Below are 11,969 nucleotides of genomic sequence, written 5' to 3' on the forward strand. Positions count from 1 at the left end.
GTCAAGAAAACGCTTTTCCCTCTTCATCTCACTCTTGATCTTACTCTTGCATTTGCGATGGCCCGGCACCCGCCGGGCCATCCTTTTCCCCTCGCCTCAGCCCCGCCGCGTGCCCGAAAAGCCCGCCGCGCCGAACGCGCCAAGCTGCATCGTGCCGGTGATGCTGTCCCCGCTCACCTCCGCCTCGCATTCCAGCGTCATCGGCATGGGCAGCGTCATGTCCATCTTCCACGTCAGCGTGTTGCCCTCGACCTTGCCGTCCTTGACGTCCAGCGATCCCATCATCCCCGCGAAGGTGCCGTTGAAGCGATCCCCCGCGCTGATGACGGTGAAGACGCCATTCTGGTCGCCCATCGGCGTCTTCGCCACGCAATCATAGGCGCCGTCCACTGCTGCCATGTCCCTGTCTCCCTTGTGCAGCCGTCAATCGGCCAATGTGCCCATCTCCACCGGCAGGCCGACCGCGTCAAGCTGCGGCCGCACCAGTTTCGCATCGCCCACGACGACCCAGATCAGCCGGTCGGCGTTGATCGCCTCCCGCGCCGCCTTGTCCATGTCCGCCGCCTTCATGGCGCGATAGGTGGCGGGCAGCGTCTCGTAATAATTGTCCGGCCGCCCCAGCAAGTCGTTCCGCATCATCGCGCCCAGCAGATCGGTCGATGTTTCGAAACTGCCCGGCAGGGAGAGAATCTGGCTGTTGATGGTCTGGTTCCGCTCAGCTTCCGTGATGCCCTTGGCGGTCAGGAAGTCGCCGATGTCCTTGCGCGCGGCGATGATCGACTCGCCGGTCTTGTCGGTCTGCACCGGGGCATAGACCAGCAGCGGGATCGTCTCCTTGACGCCGGGCAGCGCGGTCCCGGCATAATAGGCCCAGCCCTTCGTTTCGCGCAGGTCCATGATGAGGCGGGATGTCGTGCTGCCGCCCAGCACTTCATTGGCAGTGATGAGGTCGACCGGATTGTCCATGCCCTGCTTGTTGGTAAGCACGCCGGCCAGGATCATCGATTGCGGGCTCTGCGGCTTGTCGACCAATATGATTCGCGCCGGACGGGCCATGCGATCCATGCGGAACAGCTTCGTCCCCTTTTGCGCGGCAGGCGCCTTCCAGTCGCCGAAGCGCTTTTCCAGCAGCGGCATGATCTCCGCCAGCGTCGTATCGCCGGTGACGAAGATCGTCGCATTGTCGGGCCGCAGCCATGTGTCATGGAAGGCGGTCAGATCCTGCCGCACTACCGCCTTCACGCCGCTTTCCGTGCCGGAGCCGGTGAAGGGAATGCCATAGGGATGCGCCTGCCCGTAAAGCAGCGGCGGCAGCAGGCGCTGCGCAATAGGCATCGGCTCGGTCTTTTCCGCCGCGATCCGCGTCAGAAGCTGGCCGCGCAGCCGCTCCACCTCCTTGGGATCGAAGGCCGGGTTGCGGACGATATCGGACAGCAGGCCCAGCGACGCGTCCAGATTGGGCTTGAGCGCATAGAGTCCGACCGTGGTGCTATCCATGCCGTTCTTCGCGCCGATGGAGGCGCCCAGCCGTTCCTGCTCCTCAGCGATCTGCACGGAACTGCGCGTCTTGGTGCCTTCATCCAGCAGCGCGGTCGTCAGCGCCGCCGTGCCCAGCTTCGCCTTGTCGTCCGCCGCGTTGCCCGCGTCGAAGGAGACGGACACACGCACCACCGGCACCGTCGCGCGGCGGGCGAAGACGATGGGGATGCCATTCTTGAGCTTGGCATGTTCGACCTTCGGGAAGACGAGGTCGGCGACCGGCTCGATCGGCGGCTCGGCGATCCTGGTCGGCGCGGGCGGCTGCGCGGCGACGGGCGCGGGCGCCTTGGGATCGCGGAAATAAGCGGGCTTGTGCGTCGCGTTGCCGGCCAGCGCATTATCCTCCGCCGACCGCTCGCCGGGCGCGACCGTCAGGCGGAAGACGGGACGGCTCAGCCACTTGCGCGCGGCTTCGCTCACCGATTGCGGCGTGGCGGCGGCATAGGCGGCGAGGTCTTTCTTATATTTGCCCGGATCGCCCGAATAGACCGCGCCTTCGGCCAGCGTCACCGCCTTGCCGCTGAAACCGCCGACCTTCTCCAGCCCCGAAATCGTGCCCGACACCTGCTGCGTCGCGGCGCGGAGCACTTCGTCGTTGCTCGGCCCCTTGGCGAGATAGTCGGCGAGAAGCTGGTCCAGCCGCTTGCCGACCGCGACCGGGTCCGCGCCCGGCTTCACGTCCACGGTGATCTCGGCAATGCTGAGCTTCTCGAAAGGCTGGATGCTGGCCTTGACCGCGACGGCGACCTTCTCCTCCTTCACCAGGATATTGTCGAGCCGCGAAGACCCCAGCCCGCCAAAGACCGACATCGCCAGATCGAGTTGCTGCAGGTCGGGCGAATTGACCCCCGGCACGATCCAGTTCCGGTAAAGGCGCGTGGCGGCGACATTATCGTGCATCACCTTCTCGACATCCTGCCCCAGCGTCGGGACGGTTGCGTCGACATCCTGCGGCGCGGGACCGGCGGCGACGTTGCCGAACCATTTTTCGGCCTTCGCCTTCGCGGTCGCCACATCGATGTCGCCTGCCAGCACCAGCACGGCATTATTCGGACCGTAATGCGTCTTGAACCAGTTCTGCACGTCGCCAAGGCTGGCCGCGTTCAGGTCCGCCATCGAGCCGATGGTGGAATGGCGATAGGGATGCCCTTCAGGCAGCATCGCTGCAAGCTGGGCATATTCGACGAGGCCATAAGGCTCATTCTCGCCCATGCGCTTTTCGTTCTGGACGACACCGCGTTGGGTATCGAGCTTTACCTGCGTCACCGCGCCCAGCAGATGCCCCATCCGGTCGGATTCCAGGAACAGCGCCCGGTCGAGCGCGCCAGTCGGCACCGTTTCGAAATAGTTGGTGCGGTCGAACCAGGTCGTGCCGTTCCAGTCGGTCGCGCCGATATCCTCCAGCCGCCCGAAGAAGGGGCCGTCCGCATTTTCCGAGCCATAGAACATGAGATGCTCGAACAGATGGGCAAAGCCGGTCTTGCCCGCCGGTTCGAAACGCGATCCGACATGATACCAAACGGATATGGCCACGACCGGCGCCTTGCGATCGGTATGGACGATGACGCGCAGGCCGTTCCTGAGCGTGAACTGCTCATAGGGAATGTCGACCTTCGCCACGAGGCTGGAGAGCGGCGCGGGCGCGGCGGCGGCGGTCGAGGGCGCGGCCATGGCGGCGGCGGGCATAACGAACGCGAGCGAAGACAAGCCGAGCATCCATGCTGCACGACGCGACGAGGAGAAAAGGATCATGAGCGCCTCATGGGGATCAGTGGATCATATGGCCGGGAAAGGACCGGTCTTTCCGCAGCATAGCGGGGCGTTCTATCGACGCAATACGCTTTCCGCTGGACAGCGGAGATGCGCCGGATAGGTTCGGCGGCCCAACCATGAAGCAGAGTTCCCCATGGCCCTTCGCACCGCCCTTCTTGCCACCGTTCTTGCCCTTGCCGTCCCCGGAATGGCGGCGGGGCAGGACAAGCCCGCCTTTTCCGCCGATGCGATCCGCGCGGATGTGAGCTTTCTGGCGGACGACCTGCTGGAAGGGCGCGATGGCGGCACGCGGGGCTATGACATTGCGGCGCGCTATGTCGCGGCGCGCTTCACCGCATTGGGGCTGGAGCAGGCCGTGCCCGATAGCTGGTATCAGCCGGTGACGCTGGCCGTGGCGACGCTAGACAAGGACAGCGCCGCCACGCTCACCATCGGCGGCAGGCGGTTCGACAATGGCGGCGATGTCGTCATGGGCGCGTCCGGGCGGGAACCTGTGCAGGATCTGGAGGCGGACGCGGTCTTCGTCGGCTACGGCCTCCGGTCGGATCGGGAGAAGATCGACGATTATGCGGGTCTCGACCTCCGGGACAAATGGGCCGTGGCGCTGTCCGGCGCTCCCGTGGGAATGCCGAGCGAGATCGGCGCGCATCTGGCCGCCGAAAAGGCGATGGCGGCGCAGAAGGCGGGGGCCATCGGCCTGATCACCATTCCAAGCCCCGGCCTGCTGGCGCGAACGCCATGGGACAGGCTGAAGGAGCGGGCGAACGATCCCAGCGTGGGATGGATGCAGCCCGATGGGCGGCTCTACGTCCGCACGCCGGGAATAAGAGGATCGGCCTATGCCCATGACGGGGCAGCAGAGGCTTTGCTCGCCGGGTCCGGGCGGACGCTGGCGGCGATCCGGGCGGAAGCGGGGAAGAAAGGCTGGCGGCCCAGGGGCTTCGCGCTGAAACCGCTGGTCCGCATCGAGCGCAGGAGCAGCGTGGCGACAGCGCCCAGCAGCAACGTGCTGGCGGTGCTGCCCGGCTCCGATCCGGCGCTGGCGGGGGAATATGTGCTGCTGATGGCGCATCTCGACCATGTCGGGGTAAAGCCGGATACGCCGGGCAAGGACAAGATCTACAACGGCGCGATGGACAATGCGTCGGGCATCGCGACCATGCTGGCGGTGGCGAAAGCCTTTGCGGAGAGTGGGGCACGGCCGAAACGCTCCATCCTCTTCGCGGCGGTGACGGCGGAAGAGGACGGGCTGCTGGGGTCGCAATATCTGGCGAAGCATCCTGTCCTGCCTGCGGGCGGAAAGCTGGTGGGCGTGGTCAATCTGGACATGCCGATCCTGACCTACGACTTTCAGGATCTGGTGGCTTTCGGCGCGGAACATTCGACGCTGGGACCGATCGTGGAGAAGGCGGCGAAATCCGAAGGCATCGCCCTGTCGCCCGATCCTCTGCCTGCGGAAGGATTGTTCACGCGTTCGGACCATTACCGCTTCGTCGAGGAGGGCGTGCCTTCGGTGTTCCTGATGACGGGCTTTGCCGGGCCGGGAAAGGCGGCGTTCGAGCATTTCCTCAAGACCGACTACCACAAGCCGTCCGACCAGATCGACCTGCCCTTCCACTGGGAGGCGGCGGCGAAGTTCGCGCGGGTGAACTATGCTATTGCGCGGGAGATCGCCGATGCGGCGGAGGCGCCGCGCTGGTATAAGGACGACTTCTTCGGCGACGCCTTCGCGGCGGATCAGCCCAAGGTGGCGAAACCATCAATGAAATAGCGAAGGGATGCGTTTTTTTCGGTTCCGACAGGATAATATCCTAACGCCTCTTGTGTTGCCTTTTAGCAACACTACATCGCGAACAGCTTTTACGAAGGGGATGACATGAACCTCGAGAAATTCACTGATCGCGCCAAGGGCTTCCTTCAGTCGGCGCAGACCGTCGCGATCCGCATGAACCATCAGCGGATCAGCCCGGAACATCTGCTCAAGGCGCTGCTGGAGGACCAGCAGGGCATGGCGGCGGGGCTTATCAAGGCCGCCGGCGGATCGCCCGAGATCGCGGTGCGCGATACCGATGCGGCGCTGGCGAAGATTCCCGCTGTTTCCGGCAGCGGCGCGCAGCAGACGCCGGGCCTCGACAATGATGCCGTGCGCGTGCTCGACAGCGCGGAGCAGGTGGCCCAGAAAGCGGGCGACAGCTTCGTCACCGTCGAGCGGCTGCTGCTGGCGCTGACGCTCGCCTCCACCACGGCGGCGGGCAAGGCGCTGGCCGCCGCGGGCGTGAAGGCCGAGGCGCTCAACGCCGCGATCAACGATCTGCGCGGAGGCCGCACCGCCGATACGGCCAGCGCCGAGGACCGCTATGACGCGCTCAAGAAATTCGCCCGCGACCTGACCGAAGCGGCGCGGGAAGGCAAGCTGGACCCGGTGATCGGGCGCGACGAGGAAATCCGGCGGACGATCCAGATCCTGGCGCGGCGGACCAAGAACAACCCCGTCCTGATCGGCGATCCCGGCGTCGGCAAGACCGCCATCGCCGAAGGGCTGGCGTTGCGTATCGCCAATGGCGATGTGCCCGATACGTTGAAAGACCGCACGCTGATGGCGCTCGACATGGGGAGCCTGATCGCGGGCGCCAAATATCGCGGCGAGTTCGAGGAGCGCCTGAAAGGCGTGCTCGATGAGGTGAAGGGCGCCGAAGGACAGATCGTGCTGTTCATCGACGAGATGCACACGCTGATCGGCGCGGGCAAGTCCGAAGGCGCGATGGATGCGGGCAATCTGCTCAAGCCCGCCCTTGCACGCGGCGAACTGCACTGCATCGGCGCGACGACGCTGGATGAATATCGCAAATATGTGGAGAAGGACCCCGCGCTCCAGCGGCGGTTCCAGCCGGTATTCGTAGGCGAACCGACGGTGGAGGACACCATCTCCATCCTGCGCGGCCTGAAAGAGAAATATGAGCTGCACCATGGCGTGCGGATCACCGACGGCGCGCTGGTGTCGGCAGCGACGCTCTCCAACCGCTACATCACCGACCGTTTCCTGCCCGACAAGGCCATCGACCTGATGGACGAGGCGGCGTCGCGCCTGCGGATGGAGGTGGAGTCCAAGCCCGAGGAGATCGAAAATCTCGACCGGCGGATCATCCAGCTCAAGATCGAGCGGGAGGCGCTGAAGAAGGAGACGGACAAGGCGTCGGCGGACCGGCTGACGGCGCTGGAAGAGGATCTTGCGAACCTCGAACAGCAGTCGGCGGAACTGACGCAGCGCTGGCAGGCGGAAAAGGACAAGATCGCGGGCGAAAGCAAGCTCAAGGAACAGCTCGATGCCGCGCGGCTGGAACTGGAGCAGGCGCAGCGCGGCGGCGACCTCGCGAAAGCGGGGGAACTGGCCTATGGGCGCATCCCCGAACTGGAGCGCAAGCTGGAAGAGGCGCAGAACGTCACGCAGGGCGCGATGCTGCGCGAGGAGGTGACGAGCGAGGATATCGCCTCGGTCGTGTCGCGCTGGACCGGCATCCCCGTCGACCGGATGATGGAGGGCGAGCGCGAGAAGCTGCTCGCCATGGAAGCGGAACTGGGCAAGCGCGTCATCGGGCAGCAGGAGGCGGTGAAGGCCGTGGCGACCGCCGTGCGCCGTTCGCGCGCGGGATTGCAGGACCCGAACCGGCCACTGGGATCGTTCCTGTTCCTGGGCCCCACGGGCGTCGGCAAGACGGAGTTGACCAAGGCGCTCGCGGGCTTCCTGTTCGACGACGACAACGCGATGGTGCGGATCGACATGAGCGAGTTCATGGAGAAGCACAGCGTCGCGCGGCTGATCGGCGCGCCTCCGGGCTATGTCGGCTATGAGGAAGGCGGCGTGCTGACCGAAGCGGTGCGGCGGCGGCCCTATCAGGTGGTGCTGTTCGATGAGGTGGAGAAGGCGCATGGCGACGTGTTCAACGTGCTGTTGCAGGTGCTGGACGACGGGCGCCTGACCGATGGGCAGGGGCGCACGGTGGACTTCACCAACACGATCATCGTGCTGACGTCCAATCTGGGCAGCCAGTATCTGACTAATCTGGCGGACGGCCAGAGCGTCGAAGATGTCGAGCCGCAGGTGATGGAGGTCGTGCGAAGCCACTTCAGGCCGGAGTTCCTCAATCGCCTGGACGACATCATCCTGTTCCACCGCCTGGGCGCGGACCATATGGCGCCGATCGTGGATATTCAGGTCGGGCGGGTGCAGAAGCTGCTCAAGGACCGCAAGGTGGTGCTGGACCTGACGGACGGCGCGCGGGCTTGGCTGGGGCGGGTCGGTTACGATCCGGTCTATGGCGCGCGGCCATTGAAGCGGGCGGTGCAGCGTTACCTGCAAGACCCGCTCGCCGACCTGATCCTGCGCGGCGAAGTGCCGGATGGGTCGACGGTGAAGGTCGAGGAAGGCGATGGCGGGTTGGTGTTGAGGGTGGTTTGATCCCACCCTTTAGCGAAAAAAGGGGGGCATATGCCCCCCTTTTCTTTTGATACTGAAAACTGTGCTCAAAACAACTTGCCGGTTTGCAGCTTCACACCTGCATAAAGGAAGCGGCCTACACCGGAAATCGGATAGCTGAGTTCTCCCAGGTCCGGCGTCTGATCCGTGAAATTGTTGATCCCCGCATAAACCTGGAACCTGTCATCGACTTCATAGGCGAAGCGGATGTCATGTTGCTGAAGCTCCTTGTACCAGACATATTTAGGATCGACGAGATCGGGATTGCCGGTCAATTCCTCCGTCAGATAGCGGCGGGTCTTGCTGGAATAGGTGAAAGTATAGTTGGCGGTGAACTTGTTCAGTTTCCACACCAGGTCCAATGTACCGCGCCACCGGGGATTGTAAGCCTCCAAAATGTCATTATCGATCTCAGCACCGATGGAAGGAACTTCCGTCTTCCTGTCCAGATAGCCACCGATCAGGTTGATATTGAAGGTGCCGAGATTGTCGCTGGGCGAAAACACGTAGCGGATGGAGAAATCCGCGCCAGCCGTCCGCAGTGCAGCCACATTCTGCGGTCGCACATTGAAACCGATGCGACGCTGGATATCGTTGCCGTCACCCAGGACGAAGCCCGTTGCCGGATCACGGAATATATTCTCGCAGAACACATTTTCGGCGGTGGGCTGATCCACGCAAAGCCGCGCCAATTCGGTCGGCGTGGGCGTATTGACGGCATTTTTGATCTTAATGTCGTACCAGTCGAAAGTGAGTGTCAGACCGGGAATGAACCGGGGTTGCAACACGAGGCCCGCCGTCCACGACTTAGCCGTTTCCTCCGTCAGCAACGGATTGCCGCCGGTCGTTCCGCGCCGGGTCGTATTGACCGAGGGAACGGTGGAAGGCGTGAAATTGGCAATCTCGTCCGGGGTCAGGCCAAGGCCGGACAAAATGGTGGCGCAATTCGCGCGGCGATATTGCGTGCCCTCATCCAGTCGCCTGAAATCGCAGGGGTCCTGAACCTGAAGGAACGTGCCCGTCGCGGGCTGAAACAGTTCGCCGATATTGGGCGCGCGCACCGCCTGCGAATAGGACCCACGGAACCGCAGATCGGGGATCGGCGCATAAATGCCGTCCACCTTCCATGTGGTCGTCTTGCCTACGGTGCTATAGTCCGAAAAACGTATCGCACCTCCGACCGAGAGCAGATGGGCGAAACGCATATTGGACAGGATCGGCGCGTTCACCTCGCCGAAAAATTCCTTCACGTTGAAACGCCCGCCGCTGATAGGTAGCGCAGCGAAGTCACGGAATTCGCCGTTCTGAATCAGCGCATCAGGCGTCTCGCGGCTCTTTTCGCGACGATATTCGCCTCCCAGCGCGAAACCGAAGGAACCGCCGCCGGGGAAGGTGAAAACCGAATCCAGGTTGCCCGAAACAGACCCGGTCACCACTTCCTGCGAAATCTTGGAGCGGCTGACATTGTCGGCCAGCACGAAGGCGAGCGCTTCAGGATCGGCCACGCCATTACCCAAAACATTGAGCGGACGACAGGCGCTACCCGCGCCCGGCGTGAAGGTTGTGGCAGGACCGCCAAAATTATCCGGATCGATGACACCGCCATAGGCAAGCGTCGATCGGCAGACGATATCCCCCGTCACAGGATCACGCACCGCATCCAGCGCCGCATAGTAGCGGTCGCCGATCAGATTGGCGGTCTGACGGTTACGGACCTTGGTTTCGCCATAGATATAGGAAACATCATAGTTGAGATTGTCGGTAATTGCGCCGTCAAAGCCGAGCACGATACGCTTGGTCTTGCGCTTTACGGTTTCGCCGCGAATGCCGAAGTCGTAATTGTCACGCGATACCAAGGCACCGTCCGGCGCGGCGCCTGCACCAAACCGTTCGGCCAGATAAGCATTGTCCGGCTGAAGATAAGTGAAGAAATCGAAGCTGGGCTGAGCCACGGAATAGGCTTTGGTCTCGACATATTTGCCCTCTGCATAGAAGCGGATGGCGGGGGAGAATTCATAGCTGGCCAGCATATTAAACATGTGCCGGTTCTGCGATGGTTGAAGATCGCCGAAATAGCCGGCAACCGGCGTGTTCGATCCGCCGACCGCACGCGCATTACCGCCGATCAGGATTTGCCCTCGATCATAAGGAAGACCGCTGCCGGTAAAATCGGGGATGCCGTCGAGATCGAGATCCACGGCACCATCGGGCGAACTGTCGGCCCAGGTCAGATTGCTATAGGGAATCCGATCAGGAACGTTGGGATCATCATCCAAGTCATCCTGATTCTGGAGAATTTCCCTATATTTCGCCGGATTTCCCGAAAATCCGCGCGCAATGGGGCTAAGACGATCGGACTTATTATATTCATATGCAACCGCAATGTTGCCGCGCCCTTCCGCGAAATTCTTGCCTGCCGTCACGCTGAAATAGCGATTGGCTGCGTCACCCTTGGACGAAATGCCGGATTGGGCGCGCGCGGTCAGTCCTTCGAAATTGCGCTTGAGCACGAAATTGACCACGCCCGACACGCCATCCGCGCCGTAAATCGCCGATGCGCCACCCGTTAGAACATCAACCCGTTCGATCAGATCTTCGGGAATAGTGTTGATATCCACAGCCGCCGAATTGGCGATGCCGGCGACGTGGCGCTTGCCGTTCACCAGAACGAGTGTCCGCTCCTCCCCCAGATTGCGGAGATTGAGCAGGTTGACGCCCGTTTCACCAAAGCCCGCGTCCGCGCCTCCGGACAGCGAACTGCCGGTGGAAGCCGAAAGTGCGGGATTACGCAAAAGAATATCGGTCAGGTTGGTCCGGCCTGTCTGCTCGATCTGTTCGGCAGAAACCGCCACGATGGGATTGGCGACGTCCAGTTCCGGTCGCGCAATACGCGAACCCGTAACGACAATTATCGGTTCATCTTCCCGTTGGGTCGATTCCTGCGCCATGGCATAGGATGAAATCAAAGCCATGCCGATAGCGATCGACCCAGCACTGTTCCGCAAACTTGCTGTTTTCGATATGATTTTCACTGTCCAGTCCCTTGCTCTGGAGTTCGAGAGAATGTTCTGCTCTCTCAACAATCACGCGATAGGGATTTATGTCCGACAGCATCCCGCGCATGAGTGGCTTTGAAACTGCGGATGGTGAAAGGAACTGTAAAGACAGAGAAAATGACTCAAGTTGATTATGCTGCAAACTGTAGCAAATCTATCACAGTGTTTCTGCTTAGCGCTAATTAGAAATTATATTATAACGATAAAATAAAAATAGAAATTATATGATGTTTGATTTGTCATAGTAATAATTTTATAAAATGATTTATTTAAAATATACATAGCTCAAATAATATAGACTATATTTCTATATATTATGTTATTTATATTGATAAAATACAATATAGGTAAGATTATTTATGAATATATCCTATAAGATAAATTCAAATCTTAATTTAGAGATAATAAAAGACACCTATATGTCAGCTGGACGAGTTAGAATTTCCGATTTCCTTGATCCTTCTTTTGCTGGCGCATTATTATCTGCCCTCGCGCAACGCGCCGACTGGATGCAAGTCATCAATTCCGGTGACAGGATATTTGAACTGTCCCGAGAATTGAGGCGATCCTTTGACGACGATAGAAACAAAAATCTCGAGGAAGCAATCAATAATAGCGCCCGATACGGGTTCCAATATCGCTATGAAACCATCCGTGTTCCTGATGATATAGGTCAAAGAAACCCGGACGATATCCTCCATTTTTTCGTCAATTTCATGAATTCCCGGCCTGTTATCGAATTCATGCGCGAAATCACGGGCGATGAAGAGGTTGACTTTGTGGATGCACAAGCCACGGCTTATGGATCAGGCGATTTCCTGTCGCGTCATAACGACGCCATCGACGGCAAGCATAGACGCGCGGCCTATGTTCTTGGTCTCACTCAATCATGGCGATTTGAATGGGGCGGCCTGCTCATGTTTCATGAAGGAGAAACCGCCTCCGCCTGGCTGCCGACCTTCAACGGCCTGAGTCTGTTTGCCGTTCCTCAAGATCACAGTGTAAGTCTGGTGACACCCTTTGCCGATCAACGCCGCTATTCAGTCACCGGCTGGCTAAGGTCGTTCCACAAGAAATAGATAAGGGGCAGAGTTCCCACTCCGCCCCTTATCCCCAATATAGACTAG

Annotated in this window: 6 protein-coding genes; 3 read left to right on the forward strand and 3 right to left on the reverse strand. The window is 60.8% G+C overall.

Annotated elements, in window-relative coordinates; translation table 11 throughout:
* Positions 1-96: 96 nt before the first annotated feature.
* Both IQ35_RS13145 and IQ35_RS13150 read right to left on the reverse strand, forming a co-directional pair.
* On the reverse strand, positions 97-399 hold the full coding sequence (locus tag IQ35_RS13145; RefSeq protein ID WP_021244430.1) for a hypothetical protein: 303 nt from the start codon (positions 397-399) through the stop codon (positions 97-99).
* A gap of 24 nt (positions 400-423) precedes the next feature.
* Complete coding sequence (locus IQ35_RS13150) at positions 424-3,291, reverse strand: M16 family metallopeptidase (protein WP_145074081.1); 2,868 nt, start codon at positions 3,289-3,291, stop codon at positions 424-426.
* Between the two features lie 154 nt (positions 3,292-3,445).
* Between IQ35_RS13150 and IQ35_RS13155 the strand changes: the two genes are divergently transcribed.
* Complete coding sequence (locus IQ35_RS13155) at positions 3,446-5,083, forward strand: M28 family metallopeptidase (RefSeq protein ID WP_145074084.1); 1,638 nt, start codon at positions 3,446-3,448, stop codon at positions 5,081-5,083.
* A gap of 105 nt (positions 5,084-5,188) precedes the next feature.
* Positions 5,189-7,768, forward strand: coding sequence for an ATP-dependent chaperone ClpB (gene clpB, locus IQ35_RS13160; protein WP_145074086.1), 2,580 nt, complete (start codon positions 5,189-5,191; stop codon positions 7,766-7,768).
* 65 nt (positions 7,769-7,833) lie between these two features.
* On the opposite strand, the gene IQ35_RS13165 is transcribed toward clpB, so the two are convergent.
* On the reverse strand, positions 7,834-10,758 hold the full coding sequence (locus IQ35_RS13165; protein WP_145074089.1) for a TonB-dependent receptor plug domain-containing protein: 2,925 nt from the start codon (positions 10,756-10,758) through the stop codon (positions 7,834-7,836).
* Between the two features lie 443 nt (positions 10,759-11,201).
* On the opposite strand from IQ35_RS13165, the gene IQ35_RS13170 reads away from it, so the two are divergent.
* Positions 11,202-11,921, forward strand: coding sequence for a 2OG-Fe(II) oxygenase (locus tag IQ35_RS13170; RefSeq protein ID WP_242003345.1), 720 nt, complete (start codon positions 11,202-11,204; stop codon positions 11,919-11,921).
* Positions 11,922-11,969: the final 48 nt, after the last annotated feature.

It is taken from the genome of Sphingobium wenxiniae (assembly GCF_007830065.1).
Classification (GTDB): domain Bacteria; phylum Pseudomonadota; class Alphaproteobacteria; order Sphingomonadales; family Sphingomonadaceae; genus Sphingobium; species Sphingobium wenxiniae.

Coding starts and splice junctions, on each gene's coding strand:
- IQ35_RS13150 (WP_145074081.1), bottom strand. CDS start 3,291: ATGATCCTTTTCTCCTCGTCGCGTCGTGCAGCATGGATGCTCGGCTTG.
- IQ35_RS13145 (WP_021244430.1), bottom strand. CDS start 399: ATGGCAGCAGTGGACGGCGCCTATGATTGCGTGGCGAAGACGCCGATG.
- IQ35_RS13170 (WP_242003345.1), top strand. CDS start 11,202: ATGAATATATCCTATAAGATAAATTCAAATCTTAATTTAGAGATAATA.
- IQ35_RS13165 (WP_145074089.1), bottom strand. CDS start 10,758: ATGGCTTTGATTTCATCCTATGCCATGGCGCAGGAATCGACCCAACGG.
- IQ35_RS13155 (WP_145074084.1), top strand. CDS start 3,446: ATGGCCCTTCGCACCGCCCTTCTTGCCACCGTTCTTGCCCTTGCCGTC.
- clpB (WP_145074086.1), top strand. CDS start 5,189: ATGAACCTCGAGAAATTCACTGATCGCGCCAAGGGCTTCCTTCAGTCG.